The organism is Nocardia salmonicida, from assembly GCF_036142455.1.
Classification (GTDB): Bacteria; Actinomycetota; Actinomycetes; order Mycobacteriales; family Mycobacteriaceae; genus Nocardia; species Nocardia salmonicida.
Window position 1 is genome coordinate 475145 of the sequence record NZ_CP108014.1, and the last position, 18579, is coordinate 493723.

The window sequence follows — 18579 nt, forward strand, 5'->3', positions numbered from 1 at the left end:
GCGGGTGGCGCTCGTCGGCGCAGGCGAATCGACTTCCGGCAGTCGTGGGCCTCGGCGGATAGCCTGATCGCAGTCACGTGGGTGGTCGTGACGCGAAGGAGCGGTGATGGAGTTCGGGCCTGGGGCGATCCTCGCGGGGTATCGCATCGAGCGCAGGGTCGGCGGTGGGGGGATGGGGGCGGTGTATCTGGCCCAGCATCCGCGGCTGCCGCGCAAGGACGCGCTGAAGGTGCTCGACGCGCGGCTGGCGGTGGAGCCGACGTTTCGGGCGCGGTTCGAGCGTGAGGCCGATCTGGCTGCGCGGCTGCGGCATCCGAATGTTGTGCAGATCTTCGATCGGGGGGTCGATGGTGACCGGTTGTGGATCGCGATGCAGTTCGTGGACGGGCTCGACGCGGCGCAGCTGCTGCGGCACGGGTTGTCGGTGCTCACGCCGGAGCGGGCGGTTCGCATCGTCGCCGAGGCGGCCGCGGGGCTGGACTACGCGCATCGGCAGGGACTGCTGCATCGCGATATCAAACCGGCCAACCTGCTGATCGCGCGTGCCGACGACGGCACCGACGAGGTACTGGTCACCGATTTCGGGATCGCTCGAAGTATGGGGGAGACGACCAGTCTGACCTCCGTGGGATCGGTGCTCGGCACGCTCGCCTACGCGGCGCCCGAACAGCTGGAGGGGCATCCGCTCGATGTGCGCACCGATGTGTACGCACTCGGCGGCACCCTCTACGAGCTGCTCACCGGGTTCGTTCCGTTCCGGCGGGAGAGTCCGGCCGCGTTGATCAGCGCGCATCTGATCGAACCGCCGCCGCGCCCGTCGGCCGGTAATCCGGCGCTGCCGCAGGCCATGGACGCGGTGATCGCGCGGGCGATGGCGAAGAACCCGGACGACCGGTACGCCAGCTGTGGCGAGCTCGCCGACGCGGCGATCGCCGCCCTCACCGGCAGGCCGGTGATGGGGGATACCGCTGTGCTGCAGCGAGAAACGCGACTCTCGCGTGCTTCCGGCACCTCGCTGACGAGGAAGGTCCTGCTCGGGGTGGGCGGCGCGGCGGTGGTGGCCGGGGTGACCGCGTTCGCCGTGCTCACCGCCAAGGATCGGGGCGGATCGGACGCGCCGATGACTACGCCGGTCGCGCAGATCGGTGCGGTCCCGGGCAGTCCGAAGGCGGCGACGGTTCTGCGTCCCTGGCTCGACGATGTTCTCGCCGGGGATATGAGCGTGCTGATCCGCAAGTGCTGGACCCAGTCACCCGCCGAGATCCCCGGGATGTACGGCGATGTCGAGCAGATCGTCGATGCTGTGCGTCGGCCCGGCGTCCTCGGCCAGTTCGGACCGTATTGGGAGAACGACGCGCTGCACGTCAGCTTGCGTCCCAGCGAGTTGCGGTCCGGCTACGGCTGCCCGATCGTCAGCGACCGATCGGCGACCCGGCCCACCGAGGAGCAAGCCCGCTATACCGCCGAGCGCTATCTGAGCCGAGTCGTCGGTGACCCCGTGAACCCGGCCGACAGAGAACCGGACTACCCGCTGCTGTGCAACGGCGCCCAGCCGGGCGACACCCTGTCCGGAGTGCGGCGCTTCGAGGACAAGGCACTCACGATCCGTAGCTCCACGGGCTCGGTCGTGACCGTCAGTGCGCCGGTGACCAGCGCCGACGGTGTGACGTCAGCGGTCGATCTCACTCTCGACCATGCCGCGAACGGATTCTGCGTGTCCCGCATCGACCGGGCAGGTTGAGCGTCCGGTGGCAGGCGCAGCTCATCCGAAAAGGGTGATCCGTCCGACTCGCCGACGCGGCTAGCGTGAATAGACATCCACGCTGAATCCAGTCAGGAGTTGCCGTGCCGAAGTTGGAGATCAAGAGGAAATCCGAGCTCTCCCGCAAAGAGGTAGGCGAGCGGCTCATCACGATCGGCCGAGCTATCGCCCACGGTTCCGAAGTGGAATTCGAGACCGGTGGCGACTCGATCGAGATCGTTGTCGCCGACCGGGTTCGATGGGAATTCGAGATCGAAGTCGACGGCGACGAGACCGAAATCGAAATCGAGATCAGCTGGCGTGACGATCCCGCCACCGCATCGGCCGCCGCGGCACCGAAGTCGGCACCGAAGTCGGTAACGAAGTCGGCGGCACCGAAGTCGGCACCGGCCAAGACCGCGCGCCGCCCCAGGGCGCGCAAAACGACCGCCAAGTGATCCGCCTCCATGACCAACACCGACACCACCGGTAGCCACGCCCGACGCTGGTGGGCGCGGCTGGCATTCGTCTGCGCCGCCGCGGCGGCGGTGGTGCCCGTGCTCGCCGCGGGCGTCCTCGGCGCCATGGCGCTGCTCATCGTGGGCACCGGCGGCGTCGTGGTCGCGGTGGCGGCGCTCTACTCGTTTGTCACCCGGTTCGGAATACTGCGATGGATCGCTCTCGGCGTCGCACTGCTCGCGCCGATCGTCGTCGTGGTCTCGTTCGTGCGGGCGAATCTGCTGTGGGTCGTTCTGGTCTCCGGCGTGCTCGCGCTGGTGACGGTCGTCGCCGCTCGCATCGCCCTGCGCGGCAGCGGCGCGGACACGACGATGCCCGAATACTCCATTGCACCGGCACAGCGTCCGTTCCTGATCATGAATCCGCGCTCCGGTGGCGGGAAAGTGTCGAAGTTCGACCTCGTGCGCAAAGCCGAAGAGTTGGGCGCCCGAGTCGTTCTCCTCGAAGGGCCGGAGGAAATCGACGTCACCGCGTTGGCCCAACGAGCGGTCGCGGAGGGGGCCGATCTGCTCGGGGTCGCGGGCGGCGACGGGACCCAGGCGCTGGTCGCGGCGGTGGCCGTCGAACACGATCTGCCGTTCCTGGTGATCAGCGCCGGAACCCGCAATCACTTCGCCATGGACCTCGGACTCGATCGCGCCGATCCCACCCGGTCACTCGACGCGCTGCGCGACGGTGTGGAGTTGCGCGTCGACCTCGGCATCGTCAACGGGCGTCCCTTCGTCAACAACGCCTCGTTCGGGGTGTACGCGGAGATCGTGCGCAGTCCGGCTTACCGAGATGACAAGACCGCGACGGTGCTGGCGCTGCTGCCCGATCTGCTCAACGGGCACAGCGGCCCGAGACTGGTCGCCCGGATCGGTGAGATCACGGTGGAGGGACCGCAGGCCATTCTGGTGAGCAACAACCCGTACGGCAGCAACGATCTGGCGGGACTGAGCCGTCGTGTCCGTCTCGATCGCGGTGTGCTCGGCGCGGTCACGCTGTCGGTCACCAGCACCAGGGACGCGGTCGGTCTGCTGCGCCGAACTCGCCTTCGTGGCCTGGCGCAGGCAACGGCGATCGAGCTGACCGTCGACGCGGACGCCCCCGAGATTCCGGCAGGCGTCGACGGCGAATCCTTGCTGCTCGACACTCCGGTGCGGTGCACCATCCGACCGGCGGCATTGCGAGTGCGAGTACCGAGGAACCGACCCGGAGTGCGTCCGCCCGCCGCGGCCTTCGACTGGGCCCGACTGTGGCGAACGGCTCGCTCCGGGTCATAGCGCGGCCACCTTGTCGTCGAGCAGAGCCAATCGCCTGTCGAGCTGTGCGGTGTGCTCGGGCAGGGCTCGCTCGCGTACTCGCCGTAGCGCGTCGCGCAGACCTGTGACGACCATCGGCGAGCTGACGACGAACGCGATGTCGTCGACGCTCGTCCGCAGGAATTCCTCCCATCCGGGCCGATGAACGACGAGTCTTTCGACGCCGTCGTGGTCGGTGTGACGCGTCGGTTCCAGACGTCTCGCGGCCACCCAGCCGAGCAGATCTTCCAATTCGTCGAAGGCCTGTACAGCAGTCGCCGGGTCGTTCACCGCCGGGGACAGAGCACGGAGCGCGATATCGGACAGCAGTCGAAACGCGAGCAGCGGATCCTGGTCGAAAATCCGTTCGTCGCCGACGACGAGCCTTCGAAGCACGGTCGTGGCGGACAGTTCGCCGCCGTGTACGTCCGCCACGGGACTGCCGTGATGCAGTGTGGCGCCGGGAGTCGCACGCAGGACGATGACCGCGTTCGCGGCTGTAGCGGCATCGATCAGCCGGGGCACGTCGACCCGCTGCAGCACCACGGGGGGTCGCTGCCAGACGATCGTCGTCGGTGACGGCGGCAGGGACTGCGATTCGAGGTGGTGCCCGGTGTACACGGCGTCGAGCACGATGCGCCCGCGGTCGGCGATCGTGCCGAGCGCGGGCGCCAATTGAATAGCGGAGAAGGCTCTCAACTGCAGGGTCCGCAACTGCTCGATCAGCAAGAGCAACAGCAGCATCGCCAAGATCGGTACGAATACCGATACCTCGGGATTTCTGCCGATGGCGATGGCGGCGGTCACACAGAAGGCGACCAATCCGAGGGCGAAGCCGAAGGTCCGCCAGACGATCGGGTCGTCGCGGAACAGCATCAACCGGGGTGTGAAAGTGGTGGCCACCCACTGCACCACCAGGAAAAGCATCGAGAAGATGAGCGCAACCGCGCCGAGTAGGCCGATCCCGATCGAGAGCAGCGCGCCCGCCACCTGGGCGCTCGGCGCGCGCGGTCCCGAGTCGATTCTCGGGACGACAAGTCCCATCCCGAGCCCGACGAGCATGAAGGCGAGCTGGGACAGGCCGGCTCGCAGGCGGCGGGTGCGGATTATCCTGGCGCGCACTCTCAGCTCCTGTCGGCACAGAAGGACAATGCGGACTCTGCGATGGTCACACATCGACCATCGGGATCGACTCACCCGAAACGGATGACCCCCTCCGCGCTGTTGTGGCTACAGTGGCCCGGTGCGACGGTGGCGGGGCGAGAGCGGGTCGGGTCGACCCACCTCAGGGGTAACCCCTGGGAGCGTCTTGTCAGTTGGGCTCAGCGTCCGGAGCAAGGGCGCACGCTTCGCGTGCCTCGCAGCACCGCGGACGAAGGATTCTGGTCGCCCCGCCACCGTCGCATGCCGATGAGCCGGGCGATCGGGCTCGAGCTGGCTGTGCGGCTGGCGCGCTCGTTCGAGTTGCTCGACGACGACTGGGGTCTGTCGCCACTGGCTGAGGCATTCGCCGATGTGATCGAGCCAGGTCCGGCACAGGAGATCGCGGGACGGGTGATCGACCTCATCCCGGTCGAGCCGGTCGATCCGGTGAACACGCTGCGCCGGGTACTGGTCGACCTGCCGAAGCTGCCGACGACCGTCGTCGCTCTCGATCCCATAGTGGTGCCGATGCGATTCGGCGCGGTCGAGATCCCGGATCTTGCCGCGCTGGCCCTGCTGCTGAATGTGACGCCGGCCGAGCTCGACTGGTTCGCCGATCGGGGCGGCTGGTTGCGGCGCGCGTCGCAGCCCTTGTCGCACTACCGATATCGGCGGTTGCCGAAGGCGATCGGGGTGCGATTGGTCGAGGCGCCGAAGGTGCGATTGCGCGAGATCCAGCGACGGATCCTGCATCGGGTTCTCGCGGGTATTCCCGTCGACCCCGCGTGCCACGGCTTCGAGAAGGGCTGCAACGCCGCGACTTTCGCCACTCCCCATGCCGGAGCCGCCGTGGTGATCAGACAGGATCTCCGTGACTTCTTTCCGACGATCGCGGTAGCGCGGGTGCGCGCGGTGTTCGCGGCTTGCGGCTATTCCACCGTGGTTGCCCGCGTCCTCGCCGAGCTGTGCACCACCGCGTCACCGGTGGCCGAACTGCGAGGACTCGACTACTCCCAGCGCACCTTGCTCGGTACCCGCCACCTACCTCAGGGTGCCCCGACCTCGCCCCGCCTGGCCAACCTCGTCGCGCGTGGGCTCGACCGCCGCCTGACCGGCTACGCGAACCGTCACGGCCTGACCTACACCCGCTACGCCGACGACCTCGCCCTCTCGGGCGACGCCGACCTCGACACCGCCCGGCTGATCTGGACGGTGACCCGAATCGCGGGCGACGAGGGCTTCACCGTGCACACCGGCAAGACCCTGATCCGTCGCGCCCACCAGCGACAGGTGCTGGCCGGTCTGGTCGTCAACGACCGTCCGGCCGCACCCCGCGACCGCTACGACGCGGTCCGCGCCCTGCTGCACAATTGCCTGCGCACCGGCGCTTCCGCACAGAACCGCAACGAACACAACGACTTTCGCGCTCACGTCTACGGGTTGATCTCCTGGATCGGCGAGACGAGCCCGCACCGCCGCGACAAACTCCTCGCCATGGCCGAGCGAGTCGACTGGACCGGCTGACCGGCACGGGACCTAGTGGTCGACGAGATCGGGCGCGGAAATCCGGGTGAGTTCTTCGGCGAGGGCAGTGACGGTCTCGCGGATCTGCTCTTCGGTGTGGCAGGCCGTGACGAAGAAGCGGAGTCGGGCCAGGTCTTCCGGGACGGCCGGATAGATGATCGGGTTGACGTTGATCCCGCGGCGCAGCAACGCCGTGGACAGTTTCAGCGTCCGCATCGAGTCGCCGACAATGCACGGGATGATCGGGGTATCGAGGCTGTCGCCGGTATCGATATCCGCCTCGCGGGCAAGGCGCAGAAAGAGTTCGGAGTTGCTTCGCAGGCGGTCGAGTGGCTCGCGGTCGGCCCGCAACAGGCGCATCGCGGCCAGGGAGGCGGCGGCGTTCATCGGCGTCATTCCGACGCTGTACACGAAGCCGGGGGTGGTGTACTTCAGGAACCGGACCAGGTCCGCGCTGCCCGCCACATAGCCGCCGCAGCCCGCGAGCGCTTTCGACATCGTGCCGGACCACAGTTCGACGTCGCGGCGGTCGACATCGAAGTATTCGCCGATGCCACCGCCGGTCTCGCCGAGCACCCCGACGCTGTGCGCCTCATCGATCATCAGCAGCGCCCGGTGCTTCTTCTTGATCTCGATGATCGCGGGCAGATCGGGGATGTCGCCGTCCTGGCTGTAGACGCCTTCGATGAGGATCAGCACCCGGCGGTACTGATGACGGATTTCGGTCAGCAACGCGTCGAGCGCGGCGTGGTCGTTGTGGGGGAACGGTCTGCGGGTCGCGCCGGACAGTTGGCAGCCCTGCAAGATGCTGTCGTGGGCCAGGCTGTCGTGAATCACCAGATCGCGGGGCCCGACGAGATGGCCGATGATCGTCACGTTCGTCGAGTGGCCGCCGACCAGCGCGATCGCGTCCTCGGTGCCGAGCAGGGCGGCCAGTTCGGCCTCGAGTTCGCGATGGATCGGCTTCTCACCGGAGAGCAGGCGGCTGGCCGAGACCGAGCTGCCATAGCGAGCCACGGCGTCCTGGACGGCAGCGACGACCGCGGGATGGCCCGACATTCCCAGGTAGTTGTAGCTGGCGAAGTTGACCACCCGGGTGCCGTCGATGAACGAGGTATCCCTGGTGACGCCGTCGTTGATCAGGAAGTACGGATTGGACAGGCCGAGCGCTTCGGCGCCCGCGAGCCGGTCGGCGATGGCTCGCACCTCGGCGAAGTCGGATATCAGATATTCGGGTTCGACGGTGGTCGGCCTGGCTTCGGTTGCGGGGGAGACGGTTTCGGGCGGGTGGGTGCGCGGGGCGACAGGCGTGTTCGGCTCGGCGGGCGAATCGGTGAGTTGACCGGTGAAGTGGGCGATGACGTCGCCCAGCGTCGTTTCCCCCGTGATGAGGGTCGGATCGATGGTCGTACCGGGGAGTTGGCGGGCCAGACCGGCGAACAGGTCGGTGAGCATGAGCGAGTCGAATCCCAGTCCGTCACCGAGTGTTCGGGCGTCGTGCAGCCGGTCGGCGGGAAACCCGCTCACCCTGGCCAGTTCCGCGCGGACGATCCCCGCGACCGCGTCCGGCGCGAGAGCACCGCGCGCGGTACCGATGTCGATATCCGGGACACGTCCCTCGGCAGGAGCTGCCAGCAGACTTGCCAGCACGGCGTTCTGTTCACGGAAGAGCGCGATCAGTGGATCGATCATGGTTGCCTCGGTCTGTGCTTGCGCCGGTAGGGATTTCGGATCGAATGCCGAGGCGCCGATCTCGCTGACAGCGGGTGGTTCCACCCAGAATCGGTGCGCGACAGAGAACTCGTACACCGGCAGGCGCCGACGGACACGCTGCCCGGGTTCGTAGAGTTCGTTCCATTCGGGGTCGAGACCGTCGCAGTAGAGCGCGGCCACGGTGGCGGCGAGTTCGTCGCCGGTCGCGCTCGGGCCGGGACTCGGAGACAGGTAGCGCGCGCCGAGCTCGGGATCGATCCTGCGCACCGACGCGGCGAGTACGCGGCGCGGTCCGATCTCGACGAGATGGGTCGGGTCCGTGTCGAGCGCGGCGTGCACGGCATCGCCGAAACGGACTGTGGCGCGGACGTGTTCGGTCCAGTATTCGGCATCCATCACCTCGTCGGGGCCGAGAGCTCGGCCGTGCACGGTCGAGTAGATCGGCAGGGCGGCGACGCGGTAGGCGCAGGTACTGGCGACGGCTTCGAACTCGGCCAGCATCGGCGCCATCAGCGGACTGTGGAACGCGTGCGACACGGTGAGCGGCTTCGCGATCACCGAACGCGCGCGCAGTGCCGAGCTGATGCGGGACAGCGCCTCGGCCTCGCCGGAGAGGACGAGATCCTCCGGGCCGTTGACGGCGGCGAGCACCACAGCGGGTTCGGCGGCGAGCAGGTCGGCGATCCGCTCGGTGGTGGCGCGGACGGCCAGCATCGCGCCACCCGTCGGCAGACGTTGCATCAGCCGACCGCGCGCGGTGACCAGTTTGCAGGCGTCGTCGAGATCGAACACACCGGCTACGGCGGCGGCCGCGAATTCGCCGATGCTGTGCCCGATCAACCAGGCGGGCCGAATGCCCAGGTCGGCAAGGGTCTTGGCGATGGCGTATTCCATGGCGAAGATCGCCGGTTGGGCGAGCGCGGTGGGGTCGACGTCGGCGTGCTCGTCGAGCAGCAGCTCCCGGATCGAGCGGCCGAGATAGGGGGCCATAGCGGCATCGACCAGGTCGAGCGCCTGTCGGAACCCGCGGCTCGCCTCGTGCAGCGTGCGTCCCATGCCGGGGAATTGGGACCCCTGGCCGGTGAACATCCAGCCGATGCGGGTCGGCCGCGCGACACCGGACAGCGGACCGGCGCTCAGCTGTGCGATCGCCTCGTCGCGATCGTGGGCGACGACGGCGAGCCGGTGGCGGCCCGACGACTTCACCTGATTGCTCGTCCAGCAGAGCTGGTCGAAGTGGTTGTGCCGCAGTGACTTCAACTCCTCGGACATCCGAAGCGCATTGCGCCGCAGGCCGTCTTCGCTGTCCGACGAGAGTGTGAGCACCCCCGCCCCGGCTGTCGTGGGTGTCTCGGTGGTGCGGGCACTCGCCAGCACCATGTGCACGTTCGTGCCGCCGAGGCCGAAGCTGCTCACACCGCAGTGCGCGGGTCCGTCGAGAGGCATCGGGTCGGCGAGCAGACGCAGGCCCTGCTGTGTCATCTGTAGGCGCGGATTCTCCTGGTCGGCGAATCTCGACGGCGGGACCACTCCGTGATGCAGGCTGAGGACAGCCTTGATGAGTCCGGCGACACCGGCGGCCCCCTCGGTGTGGCCGAGGTTGCCCTTGATGGATCCGATTGCGCAGGGTCGCGCCCGGTTGCTCGCGTGCAGCGTGCCGAGCGCCTTGACCTCGATCATGTCGCCGAGAACTGTTCCGGTGCCGTGCGCCTCGATGAAGTCGATGTCATCGGGTTGGACGCCGGCCCGCTGATACGTCTCGCCGATCACCTTCTGCTGGGCCCACCGGTTCGGCGCGGTGATGCCGTTGCTGCGCCCGTCGGAATTGACCGCGCTGCCTTTGATCACCGCGTAGATCGGCAGCCCCTCGGCCTCGGCATCGGCCAGGCGTCGCAGGACGAGTACCGCGACGCCTTCCCCGCGCACGATCCCGTCGGCGTTGCCGCTGAACGGTTTGCACCGCGCGTCCGGGGCCGAAAGACCTGCCTGGGTATAGAACACGCCGACCGCCGGGGTCAGCACGAGATTGACGCCACCGGCGACAGCCTGGTCGCAATCGCCCGCCGCCAGGGCGTTGCACGCGAGATGGACCGCGACCAGTGAGGAGGAGCATGCCGTGTCGACAGCGATACTCGGCCCCGCGAGGTCGAACTGATAGGACAGCCGGTTCGCGGTCATGAAATATCCGTTGCCGGATCCGTGCTGCGGCGTGATCGCGGCGTAGTCGCTCATCTGCAGGTTGGCCCATTCGTTGGCCATCACCCCGACGTAGACCCCGGTCCGGGAGCCGGCTTGCGCGCGGGGATCGAGCGTGGCGTCCTCGAAGGCTCGCCAGGTGGCCTGCAGGAGCAGGCGTTGTTGCGGGTCCATCGACTCGGCTTCGTGGGTGGTGATGCCGAAGAATTCCGCGTCGAACGCGTCGGCGTCGTCGATGAATCCGCCGCTGCGGGTGTTGATGGTGCCGGGTGCGCCTGCCGGGTCGTGGAAGTCGTCGGCATTCCAGCGGCTAGAGGGGACCTCGGAGATCGCGTCGCGGCCCTCGATCAGCAGCTGCCACAACTGCGCCGGGTCGGCGGCGTGGGGGAAGCGGCAGTCGAGGCCGACGACAGCGATGTCGGTCATGCCGCGACGGCGATTTCGGCGGTGAGGTAGGTGGCGATGGCCGCGATGGTGGGGTATTCGAAGACCAGGGTCGGGTCGATGTCGAGCATCCAGCGGTCCTCGATCTCACCGCACAGGGCCACCGCCGACACCGAATCCATGCCGAGTTCGGCGAGCGGGATCGTGGGGTCCACCTGGTGCGGTGCGCGTTCGGTGTAGTCGGCGACGCGGTCGATGAGCCAGTCCTGGACGGTCGTGGAGTGGGTGTCGATGGTGCTGAACATGTTTCGGCTCCTCAGCGGGTTGCGGTCGATGATCGGCTCAGGGCCGGTTCGAGATCTTCGTGCAGGACGGTCGAGATGCTGTCGTCGAGAAAGGCCTCGCGCATCGAGGCCCGTTGGACCTTGCCGCTGGTGGTGCGGTGCACGGAACGGCTCTCGATGAGGACGACGCTCGGCGCGGGGACGTCGAAACCGCGGGCGACCGCGATCTTGATCGTCGAGGTCAGCTCGGCGAGGGTGGTACCGCGCAGCAGCGCTGTCTTGATGCCCTGCACGACGACGAGTCGTTCCCGGCCACCGGCCTCGACGGAGACGGCGACGCCGGTGGTCAGCGCGGGGTGCACCTGCTCCACCGCTTCCTCGACATCCTGCGGGTAGAGGTTGCGGCCGTTGATGATCATCAGGTCCTTGAGCCGTCCGGTGACGAACAGTTCGCCCTCGCGCAGCATTCCGAGATCGCCGGTGCGCAGGAACGGCCCTTCGGAGCCGAGATGCGCGTCGAAGGTGTGCCGGGTCTCCTCGGGCCGGTTCCAGTAGCCGGCGGCAACGCTGTCGCCCTGGACCCAGATCTCGCCGACGGTGTCGTCGCCGGCCTGCTGCCCCGTCTGCGGGTCGACGATGCGGACGGTGAGACCGCGCGCCGGTTGTCCGCAACCGACCAGCGAGCTGTCGGTCCCCTCGGTGACGACAGCCTGTGCGTCGATCGGTCCCGCGGTGACGAGCAGCGTGGCCTCGGCCAGGCCGTAGGCGGGCAGCAGCGCGGTCGGGCGCCACCCCGCGCTCGCGAATCGTTCGCGCACCGCGGCGACGGTGCGTTCGCGGACCGGCTCGGCGCCGCACAACGCCACCTCGAGGGTGGACAGGTCGAGGGTGGCCAATTGCTCGTCGGTGACGCGCTTGGCGATCAGTTCGTAGGCGAAGTTCGGGGCGGCGGTGCAGGTCGCGCGGTACTTGTCGATCGCCTGTAGCCAGCGCACGGGGCGTTTGAGGAAGGTGGTGGGCGACATGAACACCAGGTTCGCGCCGGCGTAGATCGAGGCGAGCAGCGATCCGATCAGGCCCATATCGTGAAATTGCGGGATCCAGGTGACGCCGGTCGAGGCGTCGTCGATCCCGATCGAGGAGCAGATCGCGGCCTCGTTGTGCAGCAGGTTGCCCTGGGTGACGACGACGCCCTTCGGCGTGCCGGTCGAGCCGGAGGTGTACTGCAGGAACGCGATGGTCCCGGTGTCGATATCGGGCATCTGCCACGCGTCGGGGTCGCCGAGTTCTTCGTCGGTCGCCGCGACGACGGCGGTGGTCGCCGCCGCGACCATCGGCTGGAAGTTTGCGGTGGTGAGAACCAAGCGGGCGCCGGCATCGGCGATGATGCCCGCGACGCGTCGAGTGCTGCGCTCGTCGTGCGGCAGGGGGGCGGGCACCGCGATGACACCTGCGTAGAGGCAGCCGAGGAAGGCCCGCAGGAAGGCCATACCGTCGAGGTAGAGCAGAACGACGGGTTCCGACGACTCCGGGCGGGCGGCCAACCACGCGGCCACAGCCCTGGCGTCGCGATCGAGGTCGCGGTAGGTGGCGGTCTCCTCGACGAGCTCGCGGCCCGCCTCCCGGAGGTAGGTGTAGGAGCGGGTCTCTCCGTAGGCGAGAACTTGCTGCCTGACGTGGTGCACGTAACTGGGCTGCATGTCGCCATTCCTTCACAGGGGAGAAAGTCATAGGGGTTGACTATGACTATCCGCTCTCTGTGTCGACGGGGATAGTGCCCGCAGGTATCACCCAGCGAACCCAGGGGTGGCCGCTGTCCACCCCTGGGTGTGGCAGCCGAACTCGCGCCTCACACCACGACGACCCGCCGCCCACGGGAGTGGCCGGCCTGGCTGTCGATGTGCGCCGCGGCGGCCTCGGACAGGGGGTACGACTTCTCGACCGGGATGCGCAACTTTCCCTGCGCGATGAGGGCGGCGGCCTCGACGAGTGCGTCCGGCACACTCCCGGCGACCCCGGAGAATCTGACCCCGAGCTTCGGCGCATCGAGATCGGCGATGGTGACAACCGTCTGTGGGTCCCCGGTCAGCTCGACCAGCTCACGGATCACCCCCGAGCCCGCCAGATCGAGGGCCGCGTCGACAGGGCCGAGCTGCCGCACCCGCTCGACCCAGCCCTGGCCGTATGTCGTGGTGCGGGCACCCAGGCTCCGCAGATAGTCCTGGTTCGCGGCCCCGGCGATGCCGATCACCGCGATGCCGCGTTCGCGCGCGATCTGCAGCACCGCCGATCCGACGCCCCCGGACGCGCCGCTGACCAGCAGCGTCTGACCGCCCCGCACGCCGACCTCACCGATGACGCGCAGTGCGGTCTCCACCACGGAGGGGTATCCGGCGGCTTCTTCGAAGGTCAGGCCCTCGGGCATGCGCGACCAGGCCGACAGTACGGCGAACTCCGCGTAGGTGCTCGAGCCTTCACCGAACACCTGATCGCCGATCTCGACTCCGTCGACGCCGTCGCCGACCTCGTCCACCACCCCGGCCGCATCCAGCCCGACGCCGGCCGGCAATTCGATCGGATGAGCCCCGAGGACCTGGCCTTCGCGGAGCCTCCAATCGACCGGGTTGACGCCCGCCGCGCGCACCGCGATGCGTACCTGGCCGGGGCCTGCGTGCGGCTCCTCGGCATCTATGAGTTGTAGGACGTCCGGACCGCCGAACTCGGCGAAGCTCACCTTCTTCATGCCGCGAACATAACACTAACGGTTAGTGTTTTGAAACCGGTATGACTTCATAACTGATATAGTTTCGTAGCTGGTAGCCTCCTGGCATGACCGTGCCGACCGGACGTCGTGAACGCAAAAAGGCCGCGACCCGCCAGAAGATCGCCGACACCGCCCTGCGGCTCTTTTTGGATCGTGGGTACGACGACGTGGGCATCCGCGAAGTGGCGACTGAAGCCGATGTGGCCGTCACGACACTGTTCGCCCACTTCGCCTCCAAGGAGGCTCTGGTGTTCGAGCGGGACGAAGAGTTCGAGCAAGGGCTCGTGCAGGCGGTCACAGACCGGACGGCCGGCGAACCGCTCATCCCCGCGCTGCGTCGCGAAATCCATTCCATGGTGCGACATTGCACGGCGGACAGCGCCGCCCCGATCTGGCACATGATCGACGAATCGTCCGCGCTGCGCAGGTACGAGGAGTCGATGCGGCTGCGTCATGCGCGGGCGCTGGCAGCGGCCATCGCCGCCGATCCCGAACTGGCGCAGACCGTTACGGCGAGCGCGACGATCGCGAGATTCGTGATCGACGCTTATTCGGTGGCGAGGGAGGCCGCCGATCCGGAAGCCGCGGTGGATGAGATCTTCCGGATGATCGAGGCGGCCTGGGAGATCGCCCACGCCGGAGTTCCTTCATAGTTCCCGGGGCTCAGCCTCTGTGGAACAAGCCGACCGTGGGCGTGCATGCCCACGGTCGACCGGATCGTGGCGGTTACCCGACGGCGGCCGGGGCGAACGTCGAGCGTTCGAATCGGCTGGCCGGCGCGAACTTCGCCAGCAACTCGCCCGCGTCCGCCCCGGTCACCTCGGTGATGTAGGCGGCGGCGTCGGCGGGGGAGTCGATGGGCAGGAACGGCTGTGGACGGTGCAGCAGACCGACCAGGGCCGAGGCGAACTTCGGGTCGACGGCGGCGGTGGCGAAGAACTGGCCGCCGATGTCGCCGAATTCGGGGTCGCTGAGGAACAGTCGGGTCACCTTGGCGGCGGCGTCGCTGCGGGCGGCGAGGAACGCGGCGTACTGGTCGGTGATCCACTGCTCGTCGAACGGTCCGTCGTGCACAGCGGCGGCCGCGACCAGGCGCTGGGCTTGGATCAGCCCGCTCTGCGCGCCCTGGCCCGCGACCGGGTCGTAGGCGACCGCGGTGTCGCCGAGGGCGGCGACCAGATGGCCGCCCGCCGTGCGCCCGACCCCGGCCCGCACGACCGGTCGGACCGCGCCCTTGAGCCAGGAGTGCGGGTCTTCGGGGATAACCTGGGTGGCCTGAACTTCCGGCAGGTCCCAGTCGATGTAGTCGCGGTAGAGATCCTTCACGATCTGCAGCGCCGACTCGGCGGAATCGGCGGCGGCGAAACGGGTTTCCCAATCGCTGCCGGGTCGGGCCCAGCCCAGGAACGCCCAGCTCGGGCCCGCGTCCTTGTGCAGGTACGGCCCCCACCACGCCTCGCCCTGTTCGGCGAGAATGGAGAACAGGCTGTGCGCGCCGCCCGCCGGGCTGCGGTGCGCGAACACCCCGGAGTCGAAGCCGAGGCCGGTCACGGTGACCGTGAGCAGCGAGCGCTGCGGCTTGTCGTATACCGTGCGCTCTTCGTCGATCGGGAACAGATCGGCCAGTCCGCCGCGGCCGGTGGCGACGAGGGTGAGCTCGTTGGCGGCGGCGATCGCGTCGAGGGATTCGACGGTGACCGGTTCGACGACGAAATTGCCGCCACGCTCGATGAACGCGGTGAGCCGTTCGTCGGCCTTGAGGCGGGTGTCGACGGCGACGCCGACGTAGCCGTCGAAGGTGCCGTCGAAGGCGATCAGTTCGGCGTTCTCCGGTCCGGCGATGCGCACGCTGAGCCCGGTGTGGCGGGGTGCGCGGCCGGTGTAGCTGTCGAGTCCGAGCGCGGCCTCGGCCTGCTGGGTCTCGCCGAATTCCAGGGCGGTGCCGGTGGCGGGTACGTCGTTACGAAGGGAGCGTTGATCTCGGTCGCTGTAGAGGGTGACGGTGAAACCGGCGTCGAGAAGTCCTAGCGCCGCAGTGACGCCGGCTTGGCCGGCGCCGATTACCGCGGCCGAACGAATGGAGCGGGAAACGGGAGTCTGCGATGTCATACCGGAATGGTGCACTTACGTTCGCTCGATGATGAGTGTTGCAATCAGCGGGAATCGATCCGAATACTCGGTGCCGCAATGTATTTGGACAATTGACCGGCACGCGACGATCGCGCCGGGACGGTCGGTCCCGGCGCGATCATCGGCGGAGACGGCAGGCTAGCCGGCGGGTGCCTCCACGGATTCGGGTCGCGCCTCCGAGTGCGGTAGCACAGTGGAACGGGGGCCGCCCAGACGATATTCGGCGCCGCGATGTTCCGGCGGGAGCCGATCCCCGGCCCCGAACAGGGCGTTGCGCAAGGTACCCGGCTCGTACTCGGTGCGGTAGACGCCACGTTCGGTCAGCACCGGAACAACATGGCGCACAATGTCTTCGAATGTTCCCGGCGTGATCGCGTAGGCGAGGTTGAACCCGTCGAGGTCGGTGTCGGCGACCCACTCCTGCAGCAGGTCGGCGACCGTTTCGCCGGATCCGGTGAACACCGGACCCATCCCGCCGATGCCCGCCCAGCGGCCGATATCGCGCACCGTCCACTCGCGGCCGTCGTCGTCGAATTCCTGGAATGCCGCGACCGCCGACTGGATGGCGTTGCTCTGCACGTCGCCGATCGGGTCGTCGAGGTCGTACCGCGACAGGTCGATTCCCATCCAGCCGGACATGAACACGAGCCCGCCTTCGATGCTCGCGTAGGACAGATACTCCTCGCGTTTGGCCCGCGCCGCCTCGTCCGTCTCGTCGGTGATGATGGTGGCCAGCGCGTAGATCCTGGCCGCGTACCGGTCACGTCCTGCCGCCTCGAGCGCGTCGCGCACGCGTGAAACAGTCTGCGCCAGTACTCGTTTCGACGGACCGGCGATGAAGATCGCCTCGGCGTTCTCGGCGGCGAACCGCACACCGCGCGGTGAGGCGCCCGCCTGATAGATCACCGGTGTCCGTTGCGGCGACGGTTCGGCGACGTGGATCCCCGGCACCGTGTAGTGCTTGCCGAAGTGGCCGATGTGGTGCACCTTCGCCGGATCGGTGTAGATGCCGCGTTCGGCATCGCGCACCACCGCGTCGTCCTCCCACGAACCCTCCCAGAGCTTGTAGAGCACCTCGAGGTATTCGTCGGCCTGGTTGTAGCGTTCGTCGTGGTCGAGTTGATCGTCGGCGCCGAAATTCCTTGCCGCGGAGGGTAGGTACCCGGTCACCACATTCCAGCCGAGCCTGCCGTTGGTGAGGTGATCGAGGGTGGACAGACGACGGGCGAACGGAAACGGATGCTCGAAACCGGTACCGGTGGTGATCCCGAAACCGAGGTGCTCGGTCACCGCCGCCATCGCCGACACCAGCAGCAGCGGATCGGCGACGGGTGTCTGCGCGCCCTGGCGCAGCGCGGCGATGTCGTTGCCGCCGTACACGTCGTAGGTGCCGAGGACGTCGGCGATGAAGATCCCGTCGAAGCGCCCGCGTTCGAGGAGTTTCGCCAACTCGGTCCAGTAGCCGATGTCGGTGTAGCGGTGCGACTGGTCCTCGGGGTGCCGCCACAGCCCCGGCGACTGGTGGGCGACGCAGTTCATGTCGAAGGCGTTGAACCGGATCGGCCTGCTCATCGCGATGCGGCCTCGGGACGCACCGTGCTCGAATCCTCCGGCTCCGGATTCGCGGAAGCCGGTGTGCCGGTGTTCCGCTCGCCCGCGCTCCAGCCGAACGGCAACTCGGTGCCGTTGAGCAGGTAGTCGCCGACCGCACGGGCTTTGAAGATGGCGGGATTGTGCACCGAGATGGTGCGGGCATTGCGCCAATGCCGATCCAGGCGCAGCTGTTCGGACACGATCGAGGCCCCACCGAGTTCGAACAACTGCGTGGTGGCGGCGAGCACGATGTCGATCACGCCGAGTTGTGCCTGCGCGGCGGCCAATTCGGCGGCCACGAGATCCTGCTCGTCCTTCGCCCCGGCGTCGAGCACCCGGTCGAGCACATCCGCCACTGCGAGCACCGCCGCGCGCGTGGTGAACGCCGCGGCCGACAGCTTGCCGATCACCTGCTGGACGAGCGGGTCTTCGCGCGGCAGATCGGCGGAGCCATGGGTGTAGGTGCGGGTGCGCGCGCTCACCCATTCCCTGGCATCGCGTTCGGCGCGCGCGGCGATCCCCGCGAGCACCGCGAGCTGCACCAGTTGCAGGTAGGCGGTGCCGTAGGTGGGGCCCGCGACGCCGTAGCCGGGGCCGAGGACACGGTCGTCGGCGACGACGACATCGGTGAACTCGGTGGTGCCGCTCGCGGTGAGCCGCTGCCCGAAACCGTCCCAGTCATCGTGTTGCACCACCCCCTCGGCATTCGCGTCGACCAGCACGCCGAGCCGCTCGCCGTCACGGTCGGCCGCGACGAGGATGTGATCGGCGAACAGCGATCCGGTGCTGTAGTACTTCACGCCGTTGAGCAGCAGCCGGTCACCGTCGCGGGTCAGCCGAGTTCGATACCGGTCGACCGCGCCGACCCCCGGCTCGGTGATCGCGTTGCCGACGAGAGTGCCCGCCGCGACCGCCCGCAACCACCGCTCCCGCTCCGGCCCGGCCTCCGCCAGGATCTGATCCTCGACGAACGACCAGTGCACCCGCAGTGCCTGCGGCAGATTCGACTCGGCCGCGGCCAGGTCGATGAGCAGCCGGAACAGCTGCCGCACGCTCACGCCGTACCCGCCGAACTCGACCGGCACCCGCAACGCTCCGAATCTGGCTTCCTTCAGCCAGCCCACCTCGTCGAACGGCAGCCGCCGGTCGACCTCCCGCTCGACCGCGCCCGTGGCGATCCGGTCGAAGATCGGGGTGAAGATGGCGTCCAGCTCGGAATCGGTGGTCGATGGCGCGGCGGTGGAAGTCATCCACCCACGATCGCGCAGGGGGATGCCGGATTCACGGGTTGCGCGCAGCGCGATC

Annotated in this window: 13 protein-coding genes; 5 read left to right on the top strand and 8 right to left on the bottom strand. The window is 68.2% G+C overall.

What is annotated here, in order from left to right; translation table 11 throughout:
- The first annotated feature begins 106 nt into the window (after nucleotides 1–106).
- The 3 genes from OHS03_RS02425 (at nucleotide 107) to OHS03_RS02435 (ending at nucleotide 3525) form a co-directional block, all read left to right on the top strand.
- Entirely contained in the window at nucleotides 107–1741 is a 1635-nt protein-coding gene (locus tag OHS03_RS02425; RefSeq protein ID WP_328660431.1) for a serine/threonine-protein kinase, read from the top strand.
- Between the two features lie 104 nt (nucleotides 1742–1845).
- Nucleotides 1846–2199 (top strand): amphi-Trp domain-containing protein, encoded by a 354-nt coding sequence (locus tag OHS03_RS02430; RefSeq protein WP_328660433.1) that lies wholly within the window; start codon nucleotides 1846–1848, stop codon nucleotides 2197–2199.
- 9 nt (nucleotides 2200–2208) lie between these two features.
- Nucleotides 2209–3525 (top strand): diacylglycerol/lipid kinase family protein, encoded by a 1317-nt coding sequence (locus OHS03_RS02435; protein WP_328660435.1) that lies wholly within the window; start codon nucleotides 2209–2211, stop codon nucleotides 3523–3525.
- Here OHS03_RS02435 and OHS03_RS02440 read toward each other — a convergent pair.
- Nucleotides 3520–4665, bottom strand: a complete 1146-nt coding sequence (locus OHS03_RS02440) for a DUF2254 family protein (RefSeq protein ID WP_328660436.1) — start codon at nucleotides 4663–4665, stop codon at nucleotides 3520–3522. The genes OHS03_RS02435 and OHS03_RS02440 overlap by 6 nt on opposite strands.
- 231 nt (nucleotides 4666–4896) lie before the next feature.
- On the opposite strand from OHS03_RS02440, the gene OHS03_RS02445 reads away from it, so the two are divergent.
- Nucleotides 4897–6210 carry a reverse transcriptase family protein gene (locus tag OHS03_RS02445; protein ID WP_328660438.1) on the top strand — a complete coding sequence of 438 codons (1314 nt, stop codon included), beginning with the start codon at nucleotides 4897–4899 and terminating at the stop codon, nucleotides 6208–6210.
- 12 nt (nucleotides 6211–6222) lie between these two features.
- Here OHS03_RS02445 and OHS03_RS02450 read toward each other — a convergent pair whose 3' ends face one another.
- The 4 genes from OHS03_RS02450 to OHS03_RS02465 form a co-directional block, all read right to left on the bottom strand.
- Nucleotides 6223–10545 (bottom strand): type I polyketide synthase, encoded by a 4323-nt coding sequence (locus tag OHS03_RS02450; RefSeq protein WP_328660440.1) that lies wholly within the window; start codon nucleotides 10543–10545, stop codon nucleotides 6223–6225.
- A complete protein-coding gene (locus OHS03_RS02455; RefSeq protein WP_056821273.1) occupies nucleotides 10542–10808 on the bottom strand; it encodes an acyl carrier protein in 267 nt (88 codons plus the stop codon). Before OHS03_RS02455 ends, OHS03_RS02450 begins: the two co-directional genes overlap by 4 nt.
- Before the next feature lie 11 nt (nucleotides 10809–10819).
- Entirely contained in the window at nucleotides 10820–12487 is a 1668-nt protein-coding gene (locus OHS03_RS02460) for a fatty acyl-AMP ligase (RefSeq protein ID WP_328660442.1), read from the bottom strand.
- A gap of 149 nt (nucleotides 12488–12636) precedes the next feature.
- Nucleotides 12637–13530: an NADP-dependent oxidoreductase gene (locus tag OHS03_RS02465; RefSeq protein ID WP_328660444.1), complete on the bottom strand. Its 894-nt coding sequence runs from the start codon at nucleotides 13528–13530 to the stop codon at nucleotides 12637–12639.
- Between the two features lie 86 nt (nucleotides 13531–13616).
- Between OHS03_RS02465 and OHS03_RS02470 the strand changes: the two genes are divergently transcribed.
- On the top strand, nucleotides 13617–14204 hold the full coding sequence (locus OHS03_RS02470) for a TetR/AcrR family transcriptional regulator (RefSeq protein WP_328660447.1): 588 nt from the start codon (nucleotides 13617–13619) through the stop codon (nucleotides 14202–14204).
- 73 nt (nucleotides 14205–14277) lie between these two features.
- On the opposite strand, the gene OHS03_RS02475 is transcribed toward OHS03_RS02470, so the two are convergent.
- From OHS03_RS02475 to OHS03_RS02485, 3 genes are all read right to left on the bottom strand, one after another.
- Nucleotides 14278–15660 (bottom strand): styrene monooxygenase/indole monooxygenase family protein, encoded by a 1383-nt coding sequence (locus OHS03_RS02475; protein ID WP_328660449.1) that lies wholly within the window; start codon nucleotides 15658–15660, stop codon nucleotides 14278–14280.
- Nucleotides 15661–15819: 159 nt separating this feature from the next.
- Nucleotides 15820–17253, bottom strand: coding sequence for an LLM class flavin-dependent oxidoreductase (locus OHS03_RS02480; protein ID WP_328660451.1), 1434 nt, complete (start codon nucleotides 17251–17253; stop codon nucleotides 15820–15822).
- Entirely contained in the window at nucleotides 17250–18524 is a 1275-nt protein-coding gene (locus tag OHS03_RS02485; protein ID WP_328660453.1) for an acyl-CoA dehydrogenase family protein, read from the bottom strand. The genes OHS03_RS02480 and OHS03_RS02485 overlap by 4 nt, the downstream gene beginning before the upstream one ends.
- Nucleotides 18525–18579: the final 55 nt, after the last annotated feature.